Origin of the sequence: Lichenibacterium ramalinae, from assembly GCF_004137085.1 — a bacterium.
GTDB lineage: Bacteria > Pseudomonadota > Alphaproteobacteria > Rhizobiales > Beijerinckiaceae > Lichenihabitans > Lichenihabitans ramalinae.
This window is the reverse complement of record NZ_QYBC01000001.1, coordinates 390,194-415,529: the sequence shown is the minus strand read 5'-3', so window position 1 is coordinate 415,529 and position 25,336 is coordinate 390,194. Positions and strand designations below refer to the sequence as shown.

At 72.4% G+C, this 25,336-nt stretch carries 21 protein-coding genes; 9 read left to right on the top strand and 12 right to left on the bottom strand.

The annotated features are described in order from the left end of the window. Positions 1 to 37: 37 nt before the first annotated feature. From D3272_RS01885 to D3272_RS01870, 4 genes are all read right to left on the bottom strand, one after another. The gene (locus tag D3272_RS01885; RefSeq protein WP_129217363.1) at positions 38 to 940 is read right to left on the bottom strand and encodes a ribokinase; all 903 of its coding nucleotides are present in this window, start codon (positions 938 to 940) and stop codon (positions 38 to 40) included. After that, positions 937 to 1,650: a 2-dehydro-3-deoxy-6-phosphogalactonate aldolase gene (locus D3272_RS01880; RefSeq protein WP_129217362.1), complete on the bottom strand. Its 714-nt coding sequence runs from the start codon at positions 1,648 to 1,650 to the stop codon at positions 937 to 939. Before D3272_RS01880 ends, D3272_RS01885 begins: the two co-directional genes overlap by 4 nt. Before the next feature lie 5 nt (positions 1,651 to 1,655). Then, the gene (locus D3272_RS01875; protein WP_129217361.1) at positions 1,656 to 2,546 is read right to left on the bottom strand and encodes a 2-dehydro-3-deoxygalactonokinase; all 891 of its coding nucleotides are present in this window, start codon (positions 2,544 to 2,546) and stop codon (positions 1,656 to 1,658) included. Positions 2,547 to 2,636: 90 nt separating this feature from the next. Beyond that, positions 2,637 to 3,404: an SDR family NAD(P)-dependent oxidoreductase gene (locus tag D3272_RS01870; protein WP_129217360.1), complete on the bottom strand. Its 768-nt coding sequence runs from the start codon at positions 3,402 to 3,404 to the stop codon at positions 2,637 to 2,639. 344 nt (positions 3,405 to 3,748) lie between these two features. On the opposite strand from D3272_RS01870, the gene D3272_RS01865 reads away from it, so the two are divergent. Genes D3272_RS01865 through D3272_RS01850 form a run of 4 tightly spaced genes read left to right on the top strand, consistent with a single transcriptional unit; the run spans position 3,749 to position 8,431 of the window. Next, positions 3,749 to 4,885: a sugar ABC transporter substrate-binding protein gene (locus D3272_RS01865; RefSeq protein ID WP_129217359.1), complete on the top strand. Its 1,137-nt coding sequence runs from the start codon at positions 3,749 to 3,751 to the stop codon at positions 4,883 to 4,885. A gap of 17 nt (positions 4,886 to 4,902) precedes the next feature. Next, on the top strand, positions 4,903 to 6,423 hold the full coding sequence (locus D3272_RS01860; protein WP_129217358.1) for a sugar ABC transporter ATP-binding protein: 1,521 nt from the start codon (positions 4,903 to 4,905) through the stop codon (positions 6,421 to 6,423). Next, positions 6,420 to 7,403, top strand: coding sequence for an ABC transporter permease (locus tag D3272_RS01855; protein ID WP_129217357.1), 984 nt, complete (start codon positions 6,420 to 6,422; stop codon positions 7,401 to 7,403). Before D3272_RS01860 ends, D3272_RS01855 begins: the two co-directional genes overlap by 4 nt. Positions 7,404 to 7,411: 8 nt before the next feature. Beyond that, positions 7,412 to 8,431 carry an ABC transporter permease gene (locus D3272_RS01850; RefSeq protein ID WP_129217356.1) on the top strand — a complete coding sequence of 340 codons (1,020 nt, stop codon included), beginning with the start codon at positions 7,412 to 7,414 and terminating at the stop codon, positions 8,429 to 8,431. Positions 8,432 to 8,665: 234 nt separating this feature from the next. Here D3272_RS01850 and D3272_RS01845 read toward each other — a convergent pair whose 3' ends face one another. The 7 genes from D3272_RS01845 to D3272_RS01815 all read right to left on the bottom strand — a co-directional run bounded on the left by D3272_RS01845 (position 8,666) and on the right by D3272_RS01815 (position 18,223). Continuing rightward, positions 8,666 to 9,391 (bottom strand): polysaccharide deacetylase family protein, encoded by a 726-nt coding sequence (locus D3272_RS01845; protein ID WP_129217355.1) that lies wholly within the window; start codon positions 9,389 to 9,391, stop codon positions 8,666 to 8,668. A gap of 64 nt (positions 9,392 to 9,455) precedes the next feature. Next, positions 9,456 to 10,559 (bottom strand): glycosyltransferase family 4 protein, encoded by a 1,104-nt coding sequence (locus D3272_RS01840; RefSeq protein WP_129217354.1) that lies wholly within the window; start codon positions 10,557 to 10,559, stop codon positions 9,456 to 9,458. Between the two features lie 19 nt (positions 10,560 to 10,578). Further along, positions 10,579 to 11,763 carry an ABC transporter permease gene (locus D3272_RS01835; protein WP_129217353.1) on the bottom strand — a complete coding sequence of 395 codons (1,185 nt, stop codon included), beginning with the start codon at positions 11,761 to 11,763 and terminating at the stop codon, positions 10,579 to 10,581. Further along, positions 11,760 to 12,758, bottom strand: coding sequence for an ABC transporter permease (locus D3272_RS01830; RefSeq protein WP_129217352.1), 999 nt, complete (start codon positions 12,756 to 12,758; stop codon positions 11,760 to 11,762). Before D3272_RS01830 ends, D3272_RS01835 begins: the two co-directional genes overlap by 4 nt. Positions 12,759 to 12,788: 30 nt before the next feature. Beyond that, positions 12,789 to 14,693: an ABC transporter substrate-binding protein gene (locus D3272_RS01825; protein WP_428977958.1), complete on the bottom strand. Its 1,905-nt coding sequence runs from the start codon at positions 14,691 to 14,693 to the stop codon at positions 12,789 to 12,791. A gap of 110 nt (positions 14,694 to 14,803) precedes the next feature. Beyond that, a complete protein-coding gene (locus tag D3272_RS01820) occupies positions 14,804 to 16,729 on the bottom strand; it encodes an ABC transporter ATP-binding protein (protein ID WP_281010583.1) in 1,926 nt (641 codons plus the stop codon). Positions 16,730 to 16,978: 249 nt separating this feature from the next. Then, entirely contained in the window at positions 16,979 to 18,223 is a 1,245-nt protein-coding gene (locus D3272_RS01815) for a DUF3095 family protein (protein WP_129217350.1), read from the bottom strand. A 167-nt stretch (positions 18,224 to 18,390) separates the two neighbouring features. On the opposite strand from D3272_RS01815, the gene D3272_RS01810 reads away from it, so the two are divergent. The 3 genes from D3272_RS01810 to D3272_RS01800 all read left to right on the top strand — a co-directional run bounded on the left by D3272_RS01810 (position 18,391) and on the right by D3272_RS01800 (position 21,739). After that, positions 18,391 to 19,800, top strand: a complete 1,410-nt coding sequence (locus D3272_RS01810) for a circularly permuted type 2 ATP-grasp protein (protein WP_129217462.1) — start codon at positions 18,391 to 18,393, stop codon at positions 19,798 to 19,800. Between the two features lie 158 nt (positions 19,801 to 19,958). Beyond that, positions 19,959 to 20,912 carry an alpha-E domain-containing protein gene (locus tag D3272_RS01805; RefSeq protein ID WP_129217461.1) on the top strand — a complete coding sequence of 318 codons (954 nt, stop codon included), beginning with the start codon at positions 19,959 to 19,961 and terminating at the stop codon, positions 20,910 to 20,912. 8 nt (positions 20,913 to 20,920) lie between these two features. Continuing rightward, positions 20,921 to 21,739, top strand: coding sequence for a transglutaminase family protein (locus tag D3272_RS01800; protein ID WP_129217349.1), 819 nt, complete (start codon positions 20,921 to 20,923; stop codon positions 21,737 to 21,739). A 48-nt stretch (positions 21,740 to 21,787) separates the two neighbouring features. Here the strand turns inward: D3272_RS01800 and D3272_RS01795 are convergent, their stop codons facing one another. Further along, on the bottom strand, positions 21,788 to 22,219 hold the full coding sequence (locus tag D3272_RS01795; RefSeq protein WP_165361172.1) for an SRPBCC domain-containing protein: 432 nt from the start codon (positions 22,217 to 22,219) through the stop codon (positions 21,788 to 21,790). A 103-nt stretch (positions 22,220 to 22,322) separates the two neighbouring features. Here D3272_RS01795 and D3272_RS01790 point away from each other — a divergent pair, with 103 nt between their 5' ends. Together D3272_RS01790 and D3272_RS01785 are read left to right on the top strand one after the other, a co-directional pair. After that, the gene (locus D3272_RS01790) at positions 22,323 to 23,225 is read left to right on the top strand and encodes an HpcH/HpaI aldolase/citrate lyase family protein (RefSeq protein WP_129217347.1); all 903 of its coding nucleotides are present in this window, start codon (positions 22,323 to 22,325) and stop codon (positions 23,223 to 23,225) included. A 166-nt stretch (positions 23,226 to 23,391) separates the two neighbouring features. Beyond that, positions 23,392 to 25,314 carry a COG4223 family protein gene (locus tag D3272_RS01785; protein WP_129217346.1) on the top strand — a complete coding sequence of 641 codons (1,923 nt, stop codon included), beginning with the start codon at positions 23,392 to 23,394 and terminating at the stop codon, positions 25,312 to 25,314. The last annotated feature ends 22 nt before the right edge of the window (positions 25,315 to 25,336 follow it).

Sequence of the window (25,336 nt, the reverse complement as noted above, 5' to 3'; positions counted from 1 at the left end):
GCCCGGAGCGATCCGCCGACCGTCCGTCCGCAGCCTCTCAGGCGGTTCGCGCCAGCAGGGCGTCGACGGCTGCGGCGTCGGGGATCGAGGGTTGCGCGCCCGCCACCGTGCAGGCGAGCGAGCCCGCGGCCGTGCCGCGCCGCATGGCCTCGGCGAAGGGCAGGCCGGCATCGAGCGCCGCCGCCAGGAAGCCCACGAAACTGTCGCCCGCCGCCGTTGTGTCGCGCGCCGCGACCTCCGGGCAGGGTGCACGGTGCGGGGTGCCCCCCTCCCAGCCGACCGCACCCTCGGCGCCCAGCGTCACCACCGTGGCGCCGATGCCGAACCGCGCCGCCAGATGGGCGGCGAGCCCGGCATGGTCGTCCGGCAGCGACAGGGCGGCGGCGAGGTCGGCCGCCTCGTGCTCGTTCACCACCATCACGTCGACCAGCGCGAGAAAGCTGTCGGGCACCCGGCCCGAGGGCGCGAGGTTGAGCAGGGTGCGCAGGCCGCGCCCGCGCGCGATCCGGGCCGCGGCCTCGCCCTCGGCGTCGGGGACTTCGCGCTGGAGCAGCAGCAGTCCGGCGGCCGGGAGGAGGCCGTCGAGCTGCGCGGCCCGGGCCCGGGCATTGGCGCCGGCCGCCACCGTGATGGCGTTGGCGCCGCGGTTGTCCACCGCGATGAAGGCGGCGCCGGTCGGCGCGTCCACGGCGGCGACGCCGGCGAGGTCGACGCCCGCGTCGCGCAGCAGCGCCAGCGCCGGCCCGGCGAAGCCGTCCCGCCCGACGGCGCCCACCATGAGCACGTCGGCCCCGGCCCGCCGCGCCGCCAGCGCCTGGTTGGCGCCCTTGCCGCCCGGCACGACCTCGTAGGCGTCGCCCATCACGGTCTCGCCCGGGGCGGCGATCCGCTCCACCGGCGTGACGAGGTCGATGTTGACCGAGCCGAAGACCGCGATCACCGCGCGTCCCCGCCCGCGTCCCGCTCGTCGCCGCCCGGCTGGCCGCGCGTGTCCCCGTCCGGGTCGACGAAGCTGCGGATGGCGTCGGTGAGGGCGCGGGCCCGCCGGCCCACCTCGTCGGGGGTGACGCCCGGCTTGAACAGCGAGGAGCCGATGCCGAAGCCCTGCACGGGGCCGCCGCGCCAGTCCTTGAGGCTGTCGGCCGAAACGCCGCCGACCACGAGCAGCCGCGTCTTCTTCGGCAGCACCGCCGCCATGGCCTTGGCGACGTTGGGAGTGACGAGTTCCCCGGGGAAGAGCTTCACGGCATGGGCGCCGGCCTTGAGGGCCGCGAAGGCTTCGGAGGGCGTGAGACAGCCGGGCAGCGACACCATCCCGCGGGCGCGGGTGCGGCGGATGACGGCGGCGTCGCAGTTCGGCGACACGATGATCTGGCCTCCGGCCTCGAAGACGGCATCGACGGCCTCGGGCTCCAGCACCGTTCCGGCGCCGACGCTGGCGCGGTCGCCCACCGCGCGGGCGAGCCGCCCGATGCTGTCGAAGGGCTCGGGCGAGTTCAGCGGGACCTCGAGGATGGTGATGCCGGCCGCCACCAGCGCTTCGCCGATCGCCACGGCTTCCCGGGGCTGGATGCCGCGCAGGATCGCCACGAGCGGCATGGCGGCGAAACACCCCTCGAAATGGGCTTCGAAGCGGGTCTGTTCGGGCATGGGCATCACGTCCTCGCGGCCATCAGCATCGTGAGGCCCGCCAGGGTGATGGCGGGCGTGTCGTAGTCCTGCACGACGAGGCCGCGTTGCGCCAGCGCCGCCGTGTAGACGGAGCGTTGCGGCTCCCCCGCCACGAGATGGACGACGTCGGGCCGGCCGAACAGGTCGAGCGCGCCGGCGATCTCGGCCTCGACCAGAAGGCGCGACAGGAAGGGCCTCACGCCCGCGGGGGCGAGGTCGCCGGCGAGCGCGCGGGCGCGGGCCTGGAACAGGCCGCGGGTCAGGCCGCCGGGCACCCGGGCGGCTTCGGCGGCGAGGGCCGCGCCGGCCTCGTCGTCGTGCGGCAATTCGGCGAGGCGGCCCACGAAGGAGGCCGAGACGGCGGCGAAGAGTTCGCCCGTGACGAAGGTGGCGAAGCGGTGGATGCGGCCGTCGCGCATCTCGATCCATTTGCCGTGGGTGCCGGGCAGGGCCAGCAGCCCGTCGGCGAGGCCGGTGCCCAGCGCCTGGGTTTCCTCGCCGCGCATCACGTCGTAGGCGCCGTCCGCCCAGCGGCAGTCCACGCCGGGCACGATGCGGATGTCGCGGCCCGCGCCCGGCACGGCGAGCAGGCGCGCCGCGATCTCGCCCGGGCCGGCCGGGCAGGGCGCATAGGGCGCCTCGACCCAGCCGTTGCGGCTCCCCACCATGCCGGCCATCAGCACCGGCACGCCGGGATGGGCGGCGAACCACGGTGCGCAGGCCGCGTCCAGCGCCGCCGGGAAGCCCCCGGCCGGCACCGATTGCACGCCCGAGTCGGACTGCGCCGTGCCGAGGACGGCCCCGGCGCCGTCGACGAGGCTGGCCCGGAGCCGGGTCGTGCCCCAGTCGACGGCGATGAAGGCGGGGGTGGTCATGGCGCAGGTCTCACGCGGTGGGGCGTCGGTAGGAAGGGGCGTGGTGGTCCGCTGCGGGCGGGATCGGCGCGTGCCGCCCCGGGCCTCGCCTCAAACCCAGCCGCCGTCGACGACGTAATGCTGGTTGGTGCAGGCGGACGCCTCGTCGGAAGCGAAGAACAGGGTGGCGCGGGCGATCTCGTCGGGCAGGAGATGGCGCTTCAGGCACTGGCGGCGCATCAGCTCGGCCTCGCCGTCCGGCGTCAGCCACTTCTCCTTCTGGCGCTCCGTCATGATCCAGCCGGGCGCGATGGCGTTGACCCGGATGTTGAAGGCGCCGTAGTCGCGGGCGAGGGAGCGCGTGAGGCCGATGACGGCCGATTTCGCCGCCGTGTAGACCGGCATGCCGCCCTGGCCGATCATCCAGGACACGGAGCCGAAGTTGACGATGGCGCCGCCGCCCGCCGCCTGCATGTCGGGCAGCACCGCCTGGGCGGCGAAGAACTGGTGGCGCAGGTTCACGGCGATGCGCTCGTCGAACATCTCGGGCGTCACGTCCGGCGTCGCGTGGCGCTCGTCGTGGGCGGCGTTGTTGATCAGCACGGTGACGGGCCCGTAGGCCTCCCGCACGCGCGCCACGGCGGCCCGCAACGCCGCGATGTCGCGCAGGTCGCAGCGCACGTAGAGGACGTCGTGGCCGGCGCCCGACAGGGTCTCGGCCAGGGCCTGCGAGGGGCCGTCCGCGATGTCGAGGAAGGCGACGCGGGCGCCCTGCTCGGCGAAGCGCGTCGTGACGGCCGCACCGATGCCGCTGCCACCGCCCGTCACCAGCACGGTGCGGCCATCGAGGCTCGGATAGGTGGCGATGGCCTGCGCCATGGTGCGTCTCTCCCGGGAAAGGTTCTTGTCCGACGATTCGGACATTAGCGGCAAGGGCCCGGGGCGGGAAGGGCCCGGGGCGGGAAGGGCCCGGGGCGGGAAGGGCCCGGGGCGGGAAGGGCCCGGGGCGGGAGAGGGTGGCTCCCGACGGTTCCACGCCGACCCGAGTGCGGAGCCCTGATGGCCGTCTGGGGATGCTCTGGAAGCGCGCTGGGGACGGCGCGGGCGCAGGGCGGCCGAGCCCCTTGCGTAGCGTCATGTCCCGTGTAGTCTGACAATAGAGGGGCGCGATGAGCCCCGCGGACCGGCGTCAACGCCGGCCGATCGTTCGGGGGAGACACGCCATGTTCGGGACGCCGTACCTGAAGCACACCTGCGCCGCCGCGGCGCTGCTCGCCGCCCTCGCGGCGTCGTCGGCCCAGGCGGCCGGCCCCAAGGTGGTGAGCGGGCCCAGCGCCGAGGCGCAGTGTTTCGTGCCCTGGACCCAGGCCACCAAGTTCTTCCAATACGCGAAGAAGCCGGGTCCCTACCGGGTTGCGCTCGCCAACGGCTTCATCGGCAACACCTGGCGCATCCAGATGATCAAGACCGCCAAGGCCTATGCCGAGCAGCCGGATGTCAAGAAGCAGCTCAAGGAATTCAAGGTCGTGTCGACCGGCGACGACATCGCGGCGCAGATCTCGGCCGTGAACAACTTCATCGATTCGGGCTACGACGCCGTGATCGTCGACGCCCAGAACCCCACGGCCTTCCGCTCGGTGGTCAAGCGCGCCCAGGCGGCCGGCGTCGTGCTGGTCGCCTTCGACAACACGCTCGACACCGACGAGGCCATCAACGTCAACGTCGACCAGGAGGGCCTCGGCCAGTATTGGGGCGACTGGCTGGTCAAGAAGCTGCCCAAGGGCGGCGACATCCTCGAAGTGCGCGGCGTCCCCGGCACCTCCGTCGACACGGACCGCCACAAGGGTCTGCAGGAGACGCTGAAGGCGTCCGGCAAGGCCTTCAACACCGTCGAGGTCGTCGGCCGGTGGGACGACGGCACGGCGCAGAAGGTGTCGGCCGACGCCATCGCGGTGCACAAGCACTTCGACGGCATGACGGCCCAGGGCGGCTCGACCGGCATGGTGCGGGCCTTCCTCGACGCCGGTGCGCCGCTGGTGCCGGCCGGGGCCGAGACCGAGAACGGCTTCCGCAAGCTCTGCCTCGATGACGCCGGCAAGGGCCTGTCCTGCGCGTCCGGCGGCACCGGCCCGGCCCAGGTGGCGGTGGCCATCAAGACGGCGCTGGCGGCGCTCGGCGGCACGGTGGTGCCGCAGTCGATCCGCCTGCCGCTAGCCCATGTCGAGGACCCGGACTTCAAGGCCGGCGACAACGTCTTCCCCGACCAGACCGACAACTTCTTCGTCGGCAATTCCTTCCCGACCTGCGGCATCAACTTCACCGCCCAGGAGATCATGGGACGCTCCGAGGCGAACCAGTAGCGCCGGCTTCCGCCCCCATGACGCCGCCGCTCCTGTCGCTGTCGGGCATCGCCAAGCGCTACGGCGCCACGCGGGCGCTCGACGGCGTCGACCTCGCCCTCCACCCGGGCCGCATCCACGCCGTGCTGGGCGAGAACGGCGCCGGCAAGTCGAGCCTCATCAAGTGCATGGCCGGGGTGGTGCAGCCCGACGCCGGCACCATGACGCTGGATGGCACGCCGGTGCGCTTCGCCGACCCGGCGGCCGCCAATGCGGCCGGCATCGTCTGCGTGTTCCAGGAACTGTCGCTGATCCCCGACCTGTCGGTGGCCGACAACATCCTGGCCGCCGACCCGCCGCGCCGCTTCGGCCTGATCGACCGCAGGGAGCAGCGGCACCGCGCCGAGGAGCTGCTGGCCCGCGCCGGCGCCGAGGACATCCACCCGCTGGCCCTGGTGCGCGACCTGCCGCTGTCGCGTCGCCAGCTCGTCGAGATCGCCAAGGCGCTGGGCCGGCGGCCGCGCCTGCTCATCCTCGACGAGGCGACATCGGCCCTGACGGCGCGCGACGTCGCCTCCGTGTTCCGCGTGCTCAAGGACCTGCGGCGCCAGGGGCTGGCGCTCGTCTTCATCTCGCACCGCATGGGCGAGATCGCCGAACTCGCCGACGATTGCTCGGTGTTCCGCAACGGCCGCAACGTCGCGACCTTCCCGGCCGGCACGCGCAGCGACGGCGAGGTCGTCGAGATGATGATCGGGCGGGACTATTCCCACGCCTATCCGGCGAAGCCCCCGCCGGTGCCCGAGGCGACGCCGCCCGCCCTGGCGGTGCGCGACCTCGGCTGGGGCGATCGGCTGCACGGCCTGTCCTTCGCGGTGCGCCCCGGCGAGGTCGTCGGCCTCGGCGGGCTCGACGGGCAGGGCCAGCGCGAGCTGCTGCTGGCCCTCTTCGGCGTGCTGCGCGGCACCTCCGGCGAGGTCAGGGTCGACGGGCGGCCCGTGGCGCTCGCCAGCCCCGCCGACGCCAAGGCGGCGCGCAACGGCATCGCCCTGATCCCCGAGGACCGCAAGACCGAGGGGCTGATGCTGCCCATGTCGGTGCGCGAGAACCTCAGCTTCGCCTCGCTCGGCCGCGTGTCGCGCGGCGGCGTCATCGACCGGGGTGCCGAGCGGCGCGCCGTCGACGAGATGGTGCAGCTCCTCGCCATCAAGGCCGCCGACCTCGACGTGCCGGTGGCGTCGCTGTCGGGCGGCAACCAGCAGAAGGTGGTGCTGGCCAAATGGCTGATGACCCGGCCCCGCATCGTGCTGCTCGCCGATCCCACCCGCGGCATCGACGTCGGCACCAAGGCCGAGATCTACCGGCTGCTGCGCCGCCTCGCCGACGAGGGCGCGGCCGTGCTGCTGTATTCGACCGACTACGCGGAACTCATCGGCTGCTGCGACCGCGTGCTGGTGCTCTACGGGGGACGCATCGTGCGGGAACTCGCCGGCGACGCCATCACCGAGCGGGCTCTGGTGGCGAGCGCCCTCAACATGAACGGCGCGGAGGCCGCATGAGCGACTGGCGCTTCCACCTGCGCGACGCCAAGGGGACGCTGTCCGCCGCCGCGGTCTTCGTGCTGCTCTTCGCCCTCTACACGCTGAACCACCCGGCGGGGTTCAGCGCCAACGTGGTGCAGACGGCCGCCAACAAGGGCGTGCTGCTGGCCTTCGTGGCGGTGGGCCAGACCTTCGTGGTGCTGACGGCCGGCATCGACCTGTCGGTCGGGGCGATCTTCATCCTGGCCAATTGCCTCGCCTCCGTCCTGGTCACGGGCACGCCCGCCCATGTGGCGCTCGGCCTCGCGGCGGTGCTGGCCGCCGGGCTCGCCTGCGGCCTCGCCAACGGCGCCCTCGTCGTCTACGGGCGGCTCCAGCCCATCGTCGCCACCATCGCCAGCGGCGCCATCTATTTCGGCCTCGCGCTGTGGCTGCGCCCCGAGCCGGGCGGCGACGTCGATTCCACCCTCGCCGACGCCCTGACGGGGCAGCTCGCCGGGGGACTGCCGGCCAGCGTGCTGGTGCTGGCGGCGGTGCTGCTGCTCGTCTGGGTGCCGTTCCGGCGCTCGCTGCTCGGGCGCGCCGTCTACGCGGTCGGCTCGGCGGAGGCATCCGCCTACCTGTCGGGCCTGCCGATCCGCCGCGCCCGGCTCCTCGCCTATGCGCTGGCGGGCCTGTTCTCGGCCCTCGGCGGGTTGATGCTGGCCTTCTTCACCTATTCGGGCGAGGCCTCGGCCACCAATGCCTCGACCTATACGCTGGACTCCATCGCCGCCATCGTGATCGGCGGCGTGTCGCTGTTCGGCGGCGCCGGCAGCGCGGTCGGGGCGGTGTTCGGCGCGCTCATCTTCCGCACCATCAACGACCTGCTCTTCGTGTTCGACCTCGATCCCCTGTGGCAGCCGCTGTTCCTCGGCCTCGTGCTGCTCGGCGCCGTCAGCCTCGGTTCGCTGCGCCTGCTGCGCCTGAAGAACCGGCTGGAGCTCTTCGGCTCATGACATCCCCCATGACGCCCCCCGTGACGCCCCCCGTGACGCCCCGCCTGGATCCCGTGGCGCCCGCCCCCTCCCGCGTCCCCGCCGCCCTGCGCCGGGCCGACCCTGCGGTCGCGACCGCCTTCGGCTGCATCGTGGCGCTGCTGCTGCTCGGCAGCCTGTATTCCACCAGCTTCCTGTCGCCCGACTACCTGCTCCAGCAGCTGCAGGTCGGCAGCTTCCTGGCCCTGGTTGCCACGGGCCTGATGGTCGTGGTGCTGCTCGGCCAGATCGACCTGTCGGTGCCCTGGATCGTCACGGTGGGAGGCATGATGTCGACCGCGGCGGCCGGCCACGGCGCCGTCGGCACGGCGCTCGCCATCCCCTTCGGGGTGCTGTGCGGCATCGGCTTCGGCCTCGTCAACGGCTTCGGCGTCGCCTACCTGCGCGTGCCCTCGATGATCTTCACGCTCGGCGTCGACGCCGTGGCGCAGGGCCTGATGGTGCTGAAGACCGGCGGCTCGGCCCCGCAGGACATGGCGACGCCGCTGATGCGCGACCTCGCCACCGGCCGCGCGCTCGGCCCCGTGCCCAACGCCGTGTGGGTCTGGGTGGCGGTGGGCGCCGCGACGCTGTTCCTGCTCGGCCGCACCACTTTCGGCCGTGCCGTCTACGCCATCGGCAACCGCGAAGGGGCCGCCTACCTGTCGGGCGTGCGGACGCGCCGCGTGACGCTGGTGGCCTTCGCGATCTCGGGCGGGCTCTCGGCCCTCGCCGGGGCGCTGCTCGCCGGCTATTCCGGCAAAGCCTACCAGGGTATGGGGGACGGCTATCTCCTCCCCGCCATCGCCGCCGTGGTGCTGGGCGGCACGTCGATCCTCGGGGGCCGCGGCTCCTACCTCGGCACCACCGCGGGCGTCATCCTCATCACGCTGCTGCAATCCATCCTGTCGGTGGTGCAGATGCCGGATGCCGGCCGCCAGGTGATCTACGGCACCGTCATCCTCGCCATGCTGCTGCTCTACGGCCGGGGGAACAAGGTCGGCGGGTGAGGGGCGCGACGGCGCCCGCGCGCTCAGGTCGCGGCGGATGCAAGGGCGACGCGCGAAGTGCGCCCTTTCGGTGAGACGGCCCCGGCAGGGGGACGAGGGCTTCGGGGAGGCCCCGCGTCGCCGCAGCGGGCGTTTCGCCCGACCCGAACGGCATGCCGGTGGGCCGACGCAGGCCCGGGCGGGACCAGCGAGAGACCTTCTGGTCGCCGAGACGGCGCTGGGCGGGACACGGCGTCACGCCAGCAAGCTCGCGGCATCGGTGAACCGCACCGCCGGATGGGCGGCGAGGTGGTCGAGCAGCGACGCGAGCCCGGCCCAGGCGGCGTCGTCGTGGGCGAGGTGGTGGGTGAGCACGCCGAGCCGGTCCTGCCGCGCCACGATGCCGGCGACCTTGCGGGCCATCTCGTCGAGCGGCCGCCCGATCCGCCCGCCGCGCCAGTCGACGATGTCGAGGTCGGCGTCGAGCCGCGGGATGGGGCTCGCCTCCGGCGTGGGCGCGAAGGACGACAGGGCCGCGTAGCCGGCGGCCGGCAGATGCGGGACCAGCGCGGCGTCCAGCCGGTTCCAGGGCGGCACCAGGATGCCGGACAGGGCCGGGCCGAACAGGTCCCGCAACAGGGCGCGGCCCCGGGCCAGTTCGGCCAGCACGGCATCGACCGGGCGGCCGCCGAGTTCGCGGGCGCGCTCCCCGGGCGGGGCATGGTCGGCATGGGCGAAGCCGTGCTGGCAGGGCACGACCGCGGCCCGGCCCGCCATCCAGGCCCCGAGGCCCGGCTCGGCCCCGGCCGGGATGGTGGCGAGCAGGATCGGCAGCCGCGCCGCGGCGCAGAGCGACGCCAGCCGCTCCAGCGCCGGCGTGACCGCCACGCAATCGTCGTCGCGCAGCCAGACCCGGAGGGTGCGGCCCTCGGCATGGGCGCGGTCGAGGGCGTCTCGCGCGGGCTTCCAGTCGTCGTTCATCGGGCATCCCGATACGCCAAGGCCGCGGCGGCGTCGATGGCGCGTCGCCGGCCCCCGGGTGCGCTCAACCCCGGCGCGGCAGCCCGCCGAGCGCCGCCGACAGGATCGCGGCCGCACGCGCCACCGTCCGCTCCTCCCGCACCATGCGGCGGCCGGCCGCGCCCAGCCGCTCGCGCGTGGCCGGCTCGGCGATCAGCCGCGCCAGCGCCGCGGCGAAGCCCGCCACGTCGCCCTCCGGCGTCAGCAGGCCCGTGACACCGTGCGTCACGACGCTGGCGACTCCCCCGCACTCCATGGCGAGGACCGGGATGCCGGCCGCGGCGGCCTCGAGATAGGCGATGCCGTAGGCCTCGCCGATCCCCGGCCAGACGTAGAGGTCGCACCGCGCCAGCAGTGCGGCCACGCCGGCCGCGTCGCGCTCGCCGGCCCAGACCAGCCGCTCCGGCGGCAGCCCGGAGAAGAGGGCCTCGACGGCCGGGCGTGCGGGCCCGTCGCCGACGAGCGTGAGCCGCCAGTCGCAGTCCGGAGGCAGGCGCGCCAGGGCCTCGGCCAGGACGGCATGGGAGCGGGCCTTGTCGCCCGGCCGCATCATGGCGACGGCGACGAGGTCGACCGGCCCGGCGGAACGCCCGGGGCAGGCGGCCTCGCCAACGGGCCCGGCCTCGATGAAGGGCAGCAGCGGCACGATGGCGCCCGGGGCCGCGAGGCCCGCCAGGCCCGCGGCGTCGCGCGGCGTGAAGCAGATGTGGCGCGCCGCGGCGCCGATCGCCGCCGCATTGGCGCCATGCCACGCCGCCCAGGGGCCGTGGGCGCGCTTGCCGGCGTGGGTCGCCTCGGCCAGGGCGTAGGGCAGGCCGAAGCCCGCCGACAGGCGCGGTCCCAGCAGGTCCGGCGCCTTGTAATAGCCGTGATAGGTGAACCACAGGTCGGGGGCGCCCTCCGCCGCGAAGCGCGACGCCAGCCGATCCGCCTCGCGCTCCGCCCCGTCCTCCACGGCGCGCATCCGCGCCGGATCGGGCGCCGGCAGGAAGCTGCGGAAGTCGGACACGAGCTCGGCGTCGTGGCCGCCGGCCCGCAGCGCCGCCAGCAGCAGCCGCGCCATCCGGCGGTCTCCGGACGGCACCGGATGGTCCGGCGCCTTCAGGGGAGCGTAGAAGGCGACCCGCATCCGGGTGCCCGAGCGGGCTTCAGGACGAATAGGGGTCCGCCGCGTCGCGCAACCCGTCGCCCATGAAGTTGAAGGCCAGGATGACGAGGATCACGGGGGCGACCGGCAGCAACAGCCAGGGATAGAGCGACACGACGTTCATGTTCTGCGCCTCGTTCAGCATCACGCCCCAGGACACGATGGGGGGACGCAGGCCGAGGCCGAGGAAGGACAGCGCCGTTTCGCCGAGGATCATCGCCGGGATGGTGATGGTGGCCGAGGCGATGAGGTGGGAGATGAAGCCCGGGATGAGGTGGCGCAGCAGGATGCGCGGCGTGCGGGCGCCCATCAGCTGCGCCGCCAGCACGTAGTCCTCCTCGCGCAGGGAGAACAGCTTGGCGCGCACGGCGCGGGCCAGCCCCGTCCAGTCCATCATGCCGAGGATCAGCGTGATGCCGAAATAGACCAGGATCGGGCTCCACGAGGCCGGCATGATGGCGGCCAGGGCGAGAAAGATGGGGATGTGCGGGATGGAGTGGATGATCTCGATCAGCCTCTGGCTGAGGAGGTCGAACCAGCCGCCGTAATAGCCCGCCAGCCCGCCGATGGTGATGCCGAGCAGGAACGAGATCGAGATGCCGATCAGGCCGACGGTGAGCGAGATGCGCGCCCCGTAGATGATGCGCGAGAGGAGGTCGCGCCCCAGCCGGTCCGAACCCCACAGGAACATGGGCCCGTCGGCCGGCGGGCACACCAGGTGGCGGTCGGACGGGATCAGGCCCCAGAAGTCGTAGGGGTCGCCGTGGCAGAGGAAGCGCAGCTTCTGCACCCGGTCGCGGTCCACCGTGTATTCACGGCGCAGGTTCTGCATGTTGAGCTTGTAGTCGAGCCCGTAGACGAAGGGGCCGACGAACCGCCCCTCGTCGAACAGGTGGACGGCCTGGGGCGGGGCGCGGATGAAGTCCGTGTGCCGCGTGTTGGACTCGTAGGGCGCCAGGAACTCGGACACCGGCAGGGTGGCGTAGATGAGGGCGAGGAACACCGACGAGACCACGGCCATGCGGTGGCGCTTGAACTTCCACCACATCAGCCGCCACTGCGAGGCGAAATAGATCCGCTCCTGCGCGGGCGTGAGTTTCGCCACCGCCCCGACGTCGAAGGGCTTGTCGGAAACGTAATGGGCGAGCGGCGCGCCGGGCGCCTGGAACGGAACCTGGAGGTTCATCGTGTGGCTCCCCCCTGCATGCGGATGCGCGGGTCGAGGAAGGCGAGCGCCAGGTCCGATACCAGGACGCCGATCACCGTCAATGTGGACAGCATCATCAGGAAGGAGCCCGCGAGGTAGATGTCCTGGCTCTGCAGCGCCCGGATCAGCAGCGGCCCGGTGGTCTGTAGGGACAGGACGATGGCGACGAGCTCTCCGCCCGAGATGACGGAGGGCAGGATCGAGCCGATGTCCGAGACGAAGAAGTTGAGCGACATGCGGAACGGGTATTTGAACAGGACCCGCATCGGCGACAGGCCCTTGGAGCGGGCCGTGACGACATATTGCTTGTGCAGTTCCTCGAGCAGGTTGGCCCGCACGGCGCGGATCATCGAGCCCGTGCCGGCCGTGCCGATGATGATCACCGGGATCCAGAGATGGCTGAGGATCGAGGTGAACTTGTCCCAGCTCATCGGGGCGTCGAAATACTTGGGGTCCATGAGCCCGCCGATCGACAGGCCGAACCACTGGTTGGAGAAGTAGAGGAAGATCAGCGCCAGCAGGAAGTGCGGGATGGCGAGGCCGAGCAACCCCAGCGTGGTCAGCCCGTAATCGCTCCAGGAATATTGGTGCGTGGCGGAATAAATGCCGATCGGAAAGGCGACCAGCCAGGTGAAGACGATGGTCGAGAAGCTCAGCAGGATCGTCAGCCACATCCGGTCGCCCACCACCTGCCGCACCGGCAGCTGATATTCGAACGAGTATCCGAAGTCGCCGTGCAGCAGGCCGCCCACCCACCAGAAATAGCGTTCGACGGGCGGTTTGTCGAAGCCGTATTCCTTCTTCATGAAGTCGATGCGGGCGGTGTCGACCTTCTCGCCCTGGGCCTGCATGTCCTGGACGAGATTGTCGAAATAGTTGGTCGGCGTGGCGCTCATCACGGTGAAGATGATGGCGCTGGTGACGAGCAGCGTCGGGATCATGATCAGCACGCGCCGGACCAGATAGTTCAGCATGCGGGGGCGCTCCGGTGCCGTGCCATGGCCTCAGCCCTTCCCGGCGTCGGCGTAGAAGAACGTGTCGGGCATGTAGAGGCCGAAATAGGAACTCGGCTGGAAGGCCCACAGCCCGGTCCCCGGGACGTTGTGCATCCGCTTCGACACCACCACGGGCTGGCGCGTGCCGTTGACGATGCCGATGGCGAAGACCTGGTCGGCGTTCAGCCGCAGCATCTCGGTCCAGACCGCGCGCTGCGCCGAAACCTTGTCGGCGTGGCGCCAGTCCCGCCACAGGTCTTCGAGGCGCTGCACTTCCGGCATGTCGATCTTCTGGCCCTCGTGGCCGGAGGACTGCACGAAGAGGCCGAAGCCCGGCCACTGGTACTGCGAGTCCTGGGTGGGGGCGAGGGCGTTGGGCTCGAACTCGGCCGTGGGGACGGCATTGTCCATGCCGCGGTCCATCGCCATCACGGTGTCGCCGCTGGCGATCCGCTGCCGGAAGATGTCGAGGTGGGAGGGGTGCACGAAGGTGCGGATGCCGAGCTTGGCCCAGTCGCTCGACACCAGCTCCATGATGTCGGTGTAGAGCTGGTTCTCGCCGGAGGTTTCGACCGTGATCTCCATGCGGCGCCCGTCCGGCAGGAGGCGCGTGCCGTCCGTGTCGCGCTTGTCCAGCCCCGCCTCGTCGAGCAGCGCGTTGGCCTTGGCGACGTCGTAGTCGGCGAAGTCCTGCGCCAGGGCCTTGCTGTAGAGCGGGCTCTGCGGCAGCACCGTGTCGGCGCTCTCGCGCGCGAGCCCGAAGAAGATGACGTGGTTGATGTCGCGCCGGTTGATGCCGAGCGACAGGGCGCGCCGGAACCGCACGTCGCGGTTCACCGCCCGCCACACCGCATCCCGGGCGTTCAGGTTGGGGAACAGCGCCGCGAAGGCGCCGATCCCATCCTCCCAGAGCCGGGCCTCGTAGCCGTGAACGGTTTCGCCCGCCTTGAGGAACGTGTAGTCCTCGAAGTTGAGGTAGCGGGCCTGGAGGTCGGAGTCGCCCGCCGCGGTCTTGGCGGGGATGAGGTTCGGGGTGCCGAGCGTCATGGTCACGGCGTCGAAATAGGGCAGCTGGTGGCCCGCCGTGTCGACGCGGTGGAAATACGGGTTGCGCTCGAAGCGGAATTGTTCGGCCGGGGGGTGCGTGGTGTTGCGCCAGGGGTCGAGCGTCGGCAGGTCGGGGTTTTCGGGCCTGTACTGGCGCGACTTGCGCTCGTGCAGCGACACCCAGCCCGACACCTTCGCGGCCTTCACGGCGGCAGCCAGCGCGTCCTTGTCGGCGAACTTCTGGTGGAACTGCTTCAGGTAATGCGCCGGCATGAAGATGAAGACCGGCTGCGCCGCGGCGATGGCCGGGATGAAGCCCGGGTTCGGGTCCGCCCAGGTGTAGCGCACCGTTTCGGGGTCGAGCACCTCGAAGGTCGGCGGCTTGCCGTTGGCCAGCAGGGCGAGGTTGGGGCCGGAGGGCGACAGCTTGGGGTCGTTGGCGACGTTCTCCCAGTAGTAGCGGAAGTCCTCGGCCGTGAAGGGCTGCCCGTCGGACCAGCGGTGGCCCGGCCGCAGGTGCAGGGTGAAGACCTTGTCGTCCTGGTTGTCGAGGCTCTGCAGGATGTCGGGGACGAGGTTCAGCTTCTCGTCGAACGTCACGAGGCGCGTGTAGGAGAAGACCGTCATGAAGCGCAGGTCGCGCTGGTCGCCCATCAGCATGCGCCAGGTGCCGCCCTGCTGGCCGGTTTCGCGGCCCATGGCGGCGAGGTCGACCACGCGCGGCGCCTTGGGCAGCCGCTCCGCCACGGGCGGCAGCCGCCCGGCCGAGACCGCCTCGGCCAGCGCCGGAGTCTCGACCGGCACCGGCACCGGAAGGGTCGAGGCCGGGGCGCCGCCGGCGCCCCCGTCGTCCGTCGCCGCCGCCATGGCAGGCGCCTCGGACCGCTCCATCAGGCTCGGGGTTTCGGCGGCGCGCCCGCTCTGCGGCGCCGCCGCCAGGATGAACGCGAGCCCCGCCAGGGCGGCCGACAAAGCCCTCATGACGCGAGCAGTTCCCGGCGACCGACGCTCGGCCGGGCCAGCACGAAGTGGCCCTCGCCGAGGTCGATCGGGGCGAGGCTGGCGGGGTCGCCCTCGTCGCGGAATTCCGGCGCCCAGGAGGCCGGGTCGGAGGCGCTGCCCCCGGCGATGAGGCGCAGGTCGAGCGGCCGGTCGAGGTCGGGGTAGGGCACGGCCCGCATCAGCGCCTTGGTGTAGGTGTGGACGGGCTTGGAGAACAGCTTCTCGCGCGGCGCGATCTCGACGATGCGCCCATGCGCCAGCACGGCGATCCGGTCGGCGATGTAGTCGACCACGGCGAGGTTGTGCGAGATGAACAGGTAGGTGAGGCCGAGCTCGCGCTTCAGGTCCTTCAGCAGGTTCAGCACCTGCGCCTGCACCGAAACGTCCAGCGCCGAGACCGGCTCGTCGCAGATGATGAGGTCCGGGTTCATGGCCAGGGTGCGGGCGATCGAGATGCGCTGGCGTTGCCCGCCCGAGAAGGAATGCGGGTAGCGGTTGAGGAAGCGCCGGTCGAGCCCCACCGCCGCCATGAGGTCCCCGACGCGGTCCATCTGCTCGCGGGCGCCGCCGACGCCGTGGATCTCCAGCGGCTCGCGGATGATGTTCATCACCGTCATGCGCGGCGACAGCGACGAGACCGGGTCCTGGAAGATCATCTGCAGCCGCGGGCGGAAGGCGCGCAGGGCTTCGCCCTTCAGGGCGAGGACGTCGATGTCGCGCCCGCCGTCGTTGAACGTGATGGAGCCCCGGTCGGGGGCCATGGCCCGCATCATCAGCTTGGACAGGCTGGTCTTGCCGCAGCCGCTCTCGCCCACGAGGCCGAGGCATTCGCCGCGCCGGATGTCGAAGCTGACGTCGTCGACCGCCACCACGCTGTCCCGCCGGCCCTTGAACAGGCCGCCGCCCTTGATGGTGAAGGACTTGCGCAGGTTGCGGATCGACAGCAGCGGCGCGTCCTGGGCGGCGGGCTTGGATTTCCGCAGCGGCACCAGGGCATGGAGGTCGGCGCCGCTGTCGCGAAGGGCGACGAGGCGCTCGCCCGCCTTCATGTCGAAGGAGGGCAGGGCCTTCAGCAGCGCCTTGAGATAGGGGTGCTGGGGACGGCGGAAGAGGTCGGACGCGGTCCCGGCCTCGGTGATCTCGCCGTGGTAGACCACCACGACCTCGTCGGCCATGTTGGCCACGACGCCGAGGTCGTGGGTGATGAGCAGGATGGCCATGCCGAGCTCCGCCTGGAGGTCGCGCATGAGGTTCAGCACCTGGGCCTGGATGGTCACGTCGAGGGCCGTGGTGGGCTCGTCGGCGATCAGCAGCGCGGGGCGGCAGATCAGCGCCATGGCCAGCATGGCGCGCTGGCGCAGGCCGCCCGACAGCTCGAACGGATACATCTTGTAGGCGCGGTTCGGGTCCTTGAAGCCCACGAGCTTGAGCATGTGGCGGACCTCGTCGCGCATCTCCTCGGTCGACACCTTGCGGTGCAGGACCAGCGCTTCGCGGATCTGGTTGCCGATCGTGTGGACCGGCGACAGCGACGACATGGGCTCCTGGAAGATCATGCCCATGCGGCCGCCACGCAGCGCGCGGATCTCCGGCCCGTCGCGCCGGAGCCGCGCGAGGTCGACCGGCGCCCCGGGGCCCTTGGGGTCGGTGAACATGATGCGGCCGCCCAGCACGATGCCGTTCTTGGGCAGCAGGCCCATCACGGTCTGGGAGATCACGGTCTTGCCCGAGCCCGATTCGCCCACCAGCGCCACGGTCTTGCCCGCCGGCACCCGGAAGCTGACGCCCTTCACGACTTCGGCGGCACCGCCCTGCATGGCGAAGCCCACCCGCAGGTCCTCGATCCTGAGGATGTCGGGTGCGGGCGTATGGGCGGGAGCCTTGGCAGGGGTCGTCGGAATGGAACGCTCCTGGAACCGATGCAGCAGCCGATGGGCAGGGTTGCAGACTAGATGCGAAATGCGCCCGACACCAACCAAATTCGCGAGCGTTCCGTTCCCGTTACAGGCCAGATCGACGCTACGGTTCTGCGACGACCGCCGGCGGGGCGGACGGGGCGGTGGGGGCCGCGCCGCCCCGCCGCCCGATGTTCCGTCACGGGCGGCGGCCGAAGCGGCACACTGCCGAAGCCTGCGGCAGGCGACGCCGTTTCACGCCTCTTTGCGCTTCAGTGCGGCTGCCGCGACCGCGTAGCCGCCGGCCGCGCCGTCGACGAAATGCACGTGGTCGGCCCGGCTCGCCGAAGGGACGATGCAGGTCACCAGGGCTTCGGCCTGGCGGTGGAGGCCGAACCGCAGCGCGCCGGCGGCTTCGGCGCTGGCGAGGCGCGCCGCGATGGCGTCGGCGATGGCGGGCGGGCAGTCGATGGTCATCATCAGCCCGTCGTCGAACTTGCGGAAATCCGAGTTCTCGACGATCTGCCGGCCGTAGGCCTCGGGCACGACCCCTCCGACGGTGCGGCCCGAGCGCAGCGCGACGGTGTTGACCAGCGACCAGGCCGCTGTCCTGAGGCGGTTGGCCGCCAGGGAGCCGCCGGCCGGGCGGTGCAGCCGCGCCTCGATGTCGAAGCCGTCGGGCGGCCAACCGTGCCGCGGGCCGCCGACGGGGAGGGGATGGCCGCCGCGCGGGCCGCTCTTGGCCAGGGCGAGCACGTCGCCGCAGGCGGCGGCGAAATCCGCTGCCCGGGACGCGTCGCGCCCCTTGACGATCACCGACAGGATCACGCCCTGGCTCGCCGCCACCGGGCGGAACCGGCAGGTGAGGCCGCTGAGGTCCGGCCGGGCGCCCGGCGGCGCCGTTGCCGGGGGCAGGCGGCCCGCCTTGAGCTCGCGCTCGGCCCAGTCGCGCCCGCCGCCCGCGAACATGGCGTAGTCGACGTTCGGCGAGGCCGCCACGCGGGCGACGCGCAGGTCCGTCCCCGCGGCCCTCAGCCGGCGGACCTCCACCATGGCGCCCCGGAGCGTCAGGCCGAGTTCGGAGCCGACCCACCCCACCGTGGCGCCGAGCGCGCCGGCCGCCCGGCCCGCCTCCGCCGGCCCCACCGCGAAGCTCGCCCCGTCGCCGGCGAAGACGAAGGGGAAGGCCAGGGTGCCGAGCGCGTTGGAGACGGCCGAGATGACGGCCGCGCCGGCGGTGTTGACGGCCTTGTAGCGCCCCGCCTGCAGGGCTTCCGTCGAGGTCACGACGTCGGCGAGGCCGAGCTGCCAATCGTCGGGCAGCGGGGCGTAGCTGGCCATGTCGACGGCCGCGTCGAAATCCGGGGCGATCGGCAGCGCGGCGTAGAAATCCGCGGTGGCGGCGGCCGCCGGTGCGACGTCGGGTACGGCCTGGGGGGCGCCCTGGGGTACGGCCTGGGGGGCGCCCTGGCGCCCATGTCGGGGTCCGTCCTCGCCCATCCTGGCCTCCCCCGCGCGCCGTGCCCCGCCGCCGGCCACGCCTCCGTTTTTGCATAGATCCCGCGGCTTCGCATGGCATAAGCTTTGCGAAACGTGGGCCGCAGCGCGAGCCGAAGGCCGCATCCAGGGAGCCGTGAGTGTCCGTCGAGCCCAGATTCTTCGATGAGATGAGCGAGGCGGCCGGATCGCCCCGGCAGGTGTACCGGCGTCTGGCCGACTGGCTGGCGAACGTGCCGCCGGGCCTCCTCGCGTCGCGCCGCGCCCAGGCCGACCTGCTGTTCCGCCGCATCGGCATCACCTTCGCGGTCTACGGCGACAAGGACGCCACCGAGCGGCTGATCCCCTTCGACATCGTGCCCCGGCTCATCGGGCGCACCGAATGGTCGCGGCTCGAGGCAGGGCTGCTGCAGCGCGTCAAGGCGCTGAACATGTTTCTCGCCGACCTTTACGGCCCGCGCGAAGTCGTGCGGGCCGGCGTGGTGCCGCCCGAGCTGATCTACCGCAACCCCTATTTCCGCCCCGAGATGATCGGCGTGAAGGTGCCGCACGACGTCTACGTGCACGTCGCCGGCATCGACGTCGTGCGCATCGACGCCGACGACTTCTACGTGCTCGAGGACAATGCCCGCACGCCCTCCGGCGTCTCCTACATGCTGGAGAACCGCGAAGTGATGATGCGGCTCTTCCCGGACGTGTTCTCGGCGCATCGCGTGGCGCCGGTCGAGAACTATCCCGACCAGCTGCTGGCGACGCTGCGCTCCGTCACGCCCCGCACCGCCGACCGCGACCCCGTCGTGGTGCTGCTGACCCCCGGCCAGTTCAACTCGGCCTACTACGAGCACTCGTTCCTCGGCGACAAGCTCGGCATCGAGCTCGTCGAGGGGCGCGACCTCTTCGTCGAGAACGACGTGGTGTTCATGCGCACCACCGAGGGGCCGAAGCGCGTCGACGTCATCTACCGGCGCCTCGACGACGACTTCCTCGATCCCCTGGCCTTCCGCCCGGATTCGATGCTCGGCGTGCCGGGGCTGATGAGCGCCTACCAGGCGGGCTCGGTCACGCTCGCCAACGCGGTCGGCACCGGCGTGTCGGACGACAAGGCCATCTACAGCTACATGCCCGAGATCATCCGGTTCTACCTCGGTGAAGAGGCGAAGCTGAAGAACGTGCCGACCTGGCGCTGCCGCGAGGAGGACTCGCTGCGCTACGTGCTGGACCACCTGCCCGAACTCGTCGTCAAGGAGGTCAACGGCTCGGGCGGCTACGGCATGCTGGTGGGCCCCCATGCCACCCGGGCGCAGATCGACGCCTTCGCGGCGAAGTTGAAGCACGACCCCGCGAACTTCATCGCCCAGCCGACGTTGGCCCTGTCGACGTGCCCCACCGCGACGGCCGCCGGCATCAGCCCGCGCCACGTCGACCTCCGGCCCTTCGTGCTGTCCGGCGCCCGGGGCGCCCGCGTGGTGCCGGGCGGCCTCACCCGGGTCGCCATGCAGGAGGGGTCGCTCGTGGTCAATTCCAGCCAGGGCGGCGGCACGAAGGATACGTGGATCGTCGACGACGGAGAGCGCGCGTGACGGGTGAAATGGCTCAGAAGATGAGCGGCGGCATGACCCAGACCCTGCCCGACGGCACGACCCAGACGATGGGCGAGGGCGGCATGACCCAGTCCCTGGGCGAGCGCGGCGCCCGCAACATCGGGGTCTCGATGCAGCGGCCGACGCGCAAGTTCACCATGCTGTCGCGCACCGCCGACAGCCTGTTCTGGATGGCGCGCTACATGGAGCGGGCCGAGTTCCTGGCCCGCACCGTGGAGGCGGCGCAGCGCCTGTCGGCCCTGCCCACCGCCTACAACGAACACGGCACCGAATGGGAAAGCGCGCTGGAATCGTCCGGCGTTTCCGACGCCTACCACCTGAAATACGAGAACGCCGAGGCCGACAGCGTCATCGACTTCCTCACCTTCGACGCCTCGAACCCGTCCTCCATCCGCAACTGCATCGAATCGGCCCGCACCAACGGCCGCGCCGTGCGCACCGCGCTGACGGCCGAGATGTGGGACGCCATCAACGGCGCCTGGCTCGAGCTCAAGAAGTTCGAGGACTCCCACAAGAGCGGCTCGGATTGGCGCGAAGAGGTGCCGCGCTTCCTCGACTTCGTGAAGCAGACCTCGCTGCTCTTCGACGGCTCGATGATCCGCACCATGCTGCGCGACCCGTCCTTCTGGTTCTCGCGGCTCGGCGTCTTCGTCGAGCGGGCCGACAACACCGCCCGCATCCTCGACGTGAAATACCACGTGCTGCTGCCCGAGACGGAATCGGTCGGCGGCTCGCTCGACTATTTCCAGTGGGCCGCCATCCTGCGGGCGGTGTCGGCGCTCACCGCCTATCACTGGATCTACCGGGAAAGCATCAAGCCCTGGCTGATCGCCGACCTGCTCATCCTGCGCTCCGAGATGCCGCGCTCGCTCCTGTCCTGCTACGAGAACATCGTGGGCTGCCTCGACAGCCTCGCCAAGGCCTATGGCCGCCAGGGCGGGGCGCAGCGCGCCGCCCGCAAGACCATGGCGCAGCTCGAGAACGCCTCGATCGGCGGCCTCTTCCAGAGCGGGCTGCACGAGTTCATCACCACCTTCATCGACGACAACAACCGGCTCGGCGTGAGCATCAGCGAACAATACCTGGTGTAGGCCGGACCATGCATCTCACGATCCGCAACGAGATCCGCTTCGCCTTCCCGGCGCCGGCGCGCAATCTCACCGTGCTGCTGCGGCTGTCGCCGCGCTCGCACGAGGGGCAACACGTCACCGGGAGCCGGATCGACGCCGACATCGACTGCTCGCTGCGCGTCGGGCAGGACGCCTTCGGCAACGTCACCCACAGCTTCAGCGCCGCCGGCCCGCTCGACGGCTTCACGGTGACGTCGGTCTGCCAGGTCGAGACCTACGATGCCGCGGGCGTCGTCCGCGGCGCGGCGGAGCGGCTTCCCGTCGACATCTTCCTGCGGGAAACCGAACTCACGGCGCTCGACGCCGGCCTGCGCCAGTTCGCCCACCGCGCCACGGCCAGCGAGGCGGAGCCGCTCGGCAAGCTCCACGCCCTCATGCATGCCGTGCACGGCGAGATCGCCTGGGCCGAGGTCCCGCCCGAACCCGGCGCGCCCGTCGTGGCGCCCACCGCCGCCCAGGCCTTCGCCGCCAAGACGGGCGATGCGGCGAGCCTCGCCCATATCTTCTCGGCCGTGGCGCGCCACCTCGGCCTGCCGTGCCGCCACGTCACCGGCTACCTGCTGCGGGAGCCGGGCACGGGCGAGGAGAAGGCCCATTCGGCCTCCCATGCCTGGGCCGAGGCCTATGTGCAGGGCATCGGCTGGATCGGCTTCGACCCCGTCGAGGAACTCTGCCCGAACGGCCGCCACGTCCGCGTCGCGACGGGGCTCGACGCGCTCGGCGCCGCCTTCTTCCGGGGCACCGGCACCGACAGCACCGCCTCCCACGCCGTCATCTCGGGGCGCTGAACCGGGCGCGGAGGGCGGACGCGCCCCCTCCGCGGGCGGGACGCCGCGTCACCGCGCGGCTTCGACGCGATCGCGCAGGGCCGCATTCATCTTCTCGAGCCCGTCCCGCACGGTCCGCGTCGCCACCACGGAAGCACCGGGCGCCAGCAGCCCCGCGAAGGTCTGGGTCTGGGTCAGGCGGCAGCCGACCGGGTCCGGCGACAGCTCGATGACGTGGTCGCGGTCGAACAGGCCCGACAGGCGCATCTTGCTGTGCCAGGTGATGCCCGAATTGGCCGCGATGCGGGTGACCACGGCGGGGATGGCCAGCGTGCCGACCGGCGACGCGATGCTGACGGTGATCTTGGCGCCGCGGCGCTGCTGGCCGGCGATGCCGCGCAGCATGGGGTTCCAGTCCGGGTAACGGTCCCAATCCATCAGGACCTTCCACACCGCCGCGGGCGGGGCCGCGATGCCGATCGATGCCGTGATGCTCGTCATGGTGGTCCTTCCCGGATGGCTCGAAGGTCCGCCCCGTCGGGTCCGGGCGTGGCCGACGCCGGGGCGCCGTGCTTTATGACGCCCTTCCAACGGATTGACACCCATGATCGTTCGGCCGCGTCGCAGTGTCGTTTACGTTCCCGCCGCCAACGGGCGCGCCCTCGCCAAGGCGCGGCGCCTCGACGCCGATGCCGTTATCCTGGACCTCGAGGATGCGGTCGCGCCCGGCGAGAAGGCGGCGGCGCGGGCCGCCGCCGGAGCGGCGCTGGCGGAAGGTGGCTGGGGCCACCGCGAAACGGTGATCCGCGTCAACGGCCTCGACACGCCCTGGGGCGCCGCCGACCTCGCCGCCGCGGCCGCGGCGGGCCCGGACGCCGTCCTGCTCCCCAAGGTGTCGGGCCCCGACGCCGTGATGCGGGCCGCCGCCGCCCTGGCCCGGGCCGGCGCGCCCGAGGCGACCCGGCTCTGGGCCATGGTGGAGACGCCGGCGGCGGTGCTCGCCGTCGCCGCCATCGCGGCCGCCGCCGCCGATCCCGCGTCGCGCCTCGCCGTGCTGGTCCTCGGCACCAACGACCTCGCCAAGGACCTGCGGCTGCGCCCGGGGCCGGGCCGCGCGCCGCTGCTGCCCTGGCTCGCCGCCACGGTGGCGGCCGGGCGGCTGCACGGCCTCGACGTGCTCGACGGCGTGTTCAACGGCCTCGACGATCCGGAGGGTCTCGCCGCCGAGGCCCGGCAGGGGCGCGACTTCGGCTGCGACGGCAAGACCTGCATCCACCCCGGGCAGGTCGCGGCCTGCAACGCGGCCTTCGCGCCCGACGCGGCCGAGATCGCCTGGGCGCGCCGGGTGGCGACGGCCTTCGCGGGGACGGAGGGCGTCGGCGCCAACGTGCTGCGCATCGACGGCCGCATGGTCGAACGGCTCCACGCCGAGGAGGCCGGGCGGCTCCTGGCCCTGGCGGAAGCGCTGGAGCGCCGCACCGCCGGTGGAGCCGAGGGGGTGCTTTGACCCCGTGACGGTGGCAGGCTAGACCAACGCCGTCGTCGCAAAAAACCGGCAGCGGACGGGCCGAACGCCCCCTTGGGGCGTTGGGTCCGCGGGTACCGGGACGAGGGGACCCCGAGTGGCGCTTCGACGAAGCGCGGCCCGGGGAAAGGCGGAGAAGGAAGCGGGTATGGCGGAGAACGAGAACCGTGGGCCGAACGACTTCCGCGCGCGCAACGGCAAGCGGCGGCGGGAGCCCCCGATCATCGATGCTTCCGCCACCGAGGTCCCGCTCGACGCCCGCGACTCCGTTCCCGATGCCGACGGGGATCCTGCCGGCGGCGTCCACGCGTCCGGCTCGGATCCCGGCGGCCCGCAGTCCGGTTCCGCCGAGGCGTCCGAGCCCGTGCTGTTCGGCTCCGCCTTGCGGGATGCCGCGCCGAAGACAGACGCGGCCGAGCCGTCCGCCGTCGCGCCCGCCGAGGCCGTGACCGCCGCAGAGGGACCCACCCCGGTCGCCCCGGCGACCGGCAGCGGGTCGGTCGCGTCCGACTCCTTCGAGACCAAGCCTTTCGAGACCAAGCCCTTCGACGGCAAGCCGTTCGAGTCCGGGTCTTCCCCCATCCCGTCGACCCCGATCCCGCCGGCCGGCTCCGCATCCGCCTCGTCGACCACGGCGCCGACCGGCGGGTCCGACGACCGCCTGCCGCCGGCCGCCGCGGCGGCCCGGTCCGGCGGCGGCGCCATCCCCTGGCTGCTCGGCCTGTGCAGCCTCGCCCTGCTCGGCGCGCTGACCTGGGTGCTCTACACGGAGCCGCAGCGCAGCGGCGGCGGCGAGATCGCCGACCTCCGCGCCAGGGTGGCGGGCCTCGAAGCCCGGCCGGACCCCGGCGCGGCGGCGGCCGGCGTGGAAGGGCTCGACAAGCGCCTCACCGCCGCCGATGCGGAGCGGGCCGGCCTCGGCAAGAGCATCGCCGACCTGTCCGCCCGGCTCGACGCCGTCGCCCAAAAGGCCCAGGCCGCCCGCGACAGCGACAAGGCCACGCCCGCCGCCGAGGCGCCATCGGGAGCTGCGGCCGCCGCCACCGTCGGGGCTCTCGGCGCGTTGGCCGCCAGGCTCGAGGGCCTCGACGGGCGCGTCGCCGCCCTCGCCACGGCCCAGGGCGACACCGCCAAGGCCGTTGGCGACCTGCCGAAGCCCGTCGCTCCGGACTTCGGCCCCGTCAATGCCAAGCTCGCCGCCCTCGACGGGCAGGTGAACGCGCTCGACGGCAAGATGAACGGCTCGGACGCCCGCCTCAACGGCTTCGACGCCAAGGTCAATGCCGTGGACAGCAAGATCAACGGCTTCGAGGCGCGTATGAACGGCTTCGAGAACCGGACCAACGGCATCGAGGCCAAGGCAAACGAGACCGCGGCCGGCCTCGGCCAGGTGGAGGCGAGCGTCGCCAAGCTGCCCCGCGTCGACCTCGCCCCGCTGCAGGCCTCCACGGCGGCGCTCGACGGCCGGGTCGCCAAGATCGAAGGCCAGCTGTCGGCCCCGAAGGACGGCAGCCGCTCGACCGAGGCCCGCGCCGTCGGCAGCGCCGACGAGGCGCGGGCGACGCCGCTCGCCCTGGTGGGCCAGTCCGTCGCCGTCGCCATCGCGGACGGCCGGCCCTACGGGGCGGACCTCGACGCCCTGAAGGCGCTCGGCGCCGCGCCCGCGACGGTGGCCAAGCTGGATCCGCTCGCCGCCAAGGGTGCGCCGACCGCGGCCGCGCTGCGCGACCAATGGGAAGCCGTGCAGGGCAGCGTGCTGGCCGCCGTGAAGCCCGCCGAGCCCGGCAGTGCCTTCGATCGTTTCGCGGCCGGCGCTCGCAGCCTCGTCCAGGTGCGCCGCGTCGGCGCCGTGCAGGGCGACGACCCGGCGGCCCTCGTCTCGCAGGTCGATGGCGCGCTCGCCTCGGGCGACGTGGCGGGCGCCCTCGCCGCCTGGGACAAGCTGCCCCAGGCCGGCCAGGACAGGTCCCGCGACTGGGCCGCCGCGGCCCGCGGCCGTGTCGCGGCGGCGACGGCCGCGCAGGACGTCGTGAACGGCGCCATCGCCACGCTGGGCAAGACCAAGAGCTGACCCGACAGCCGACAGCCGATAA

Excerpts from the sequence above, each read along its gene's own strand:
- D3272_RS01880 (WP_129217362.1), bottom strand. The coding sequence starts at position 1,650 with ATGCCCGAACAGACCCGCTTCGAAGCCCATTTCGAGGGGTGTTTCGCC.
- D3272_RS01875 (WP_129217361.1), bottom strand. The coding sequence starts at position 2,546 with ATGACCACCCCCGCCTTCATCGCCGTCGACTGGGGCACGACCCGGCTC.
- D3272_RS01870 (WP_129217360.1), bottom strand. The coding sequence starts at position 3,404 with ATGGCGCAGGCCATCGCCACCTATCCGAGCCTCGATGGCCGCACCGTG.
- D3272_RS01865 (WP_129217359.1), top strand. The coding sequence starts at position 3,749 with ATGTTCGGGACGCCGTACCTGAAGCACACCTGCGCCGCCGCGGCGCTG.
- D3272_RS01860 (WP_129217358.1), top strand. The coding sequence starts at position 4,903 with ATGACGCCGCCGCTCCTGTCGCTGTCGGGCATCGCCAAGCGCTACGGC.
- D3272_RS01855 (WP_129217357.1), top strand. The coding sequence starts at position 6,420 with ATGAGCGACTGGCGCTTCCACCTGCGCGACGCCAAGGGGACGCTGTCC.
- D3272_RS01850 (WP_129217356.1), top strand. The coding sequence starts at position 7,412 with ATGACGCCCCCCGTGACGCCCCCCGTGACGCCCCGCCTGGATCCCGTG.
- D3272_RS01845 (WP_129217355.1), bottom strand. The coding sequence starts at position 9,391 with ATGAACGACGACTGGAAGCCCGCGCGAGACGCCCTCGACCGCGCCCAT.
- D3272_RS01840 (WP_129217354.1), bottom strand. The coding sequence starts at position 10,559 with ATGCGGGTCGCCTTCTACGCTCCCCTGAAGGCGCCGGACCATCCGGTG.
- D3272_RS01835 (WP_129217353.1), bottom strand. The coding sequence starts at position 11,763 with ATGAACCTCCAGGTTCCGTTCCAGGCGCCCGGCGCGCCGCTCGCCCAT.
- D3272_RS01830 (WP_129217352.1), bottom strand. The coding sequence starts at position 12,758 with ATGCTGAACTATCTGGTCCGGCGCGTGCTGATCATGATCCCGACGCTG.
- D3272_RS01825 (WP_428977958.1), bottom strand. The coding sequence starts at position 14,693 with ATGGCGGCGGCGACGGACGACGGGGGCGCCGGCGGCGCCCCGGCCTCG.
- D3272_RS01815 (WP_129217350.1), bottom strand. The coding sequence starts at position 18,223 with ATGGGCGAGGACGGACCCCGACATGGGCGCCAGGGCGCCCCCCAGGCC.
- D3272_RS01810 (WP_129217462.1), top strand. The coding sequence starts at position 18,391 with ATGAGCGAGGCGGCCGGATCGCCCCGGCAGGTGTACCGGCGTCTGGCC.
- D3272_RS01805 (WP_129217461.1), top strand. The coding sequence starts at position 19,959 with ATGCTGTCGCGCACCGCCGACAGCCTGTTCTGGATGGCGCGCTACATG.
- D3272_RS01800 (WP_129217349.1), top strand. The coding sequence starts at position 20,921 with ATGCATCTCACGATCCGCAACGAGATCCGCTTCGCCTTCCCGGCGCCG.
- D3272_RS01795 (WP_165361172.1), bottom strand. The coding sequence starts at position 22,219 with ATGACGAGCATCACGGCATCGATCGGCATCGCGGCCCCGCCCGCGGCG.
- D3272_RS01790 (WP_129217347.1), top strand. The coding sequence starts at position 22,323 with ATGATCGTTCGGCCGCGTCGCAGTGTCGTTTACGTTCCCGCCGCCAAC.
- D3272_RS01785 (WP_129217346.1), top strand. The coding sequence starts at position 23,392 with ATGGCGGAGAACGAGAACCGTGGGCCGAACGACTTCCGCGCGCGCAAC.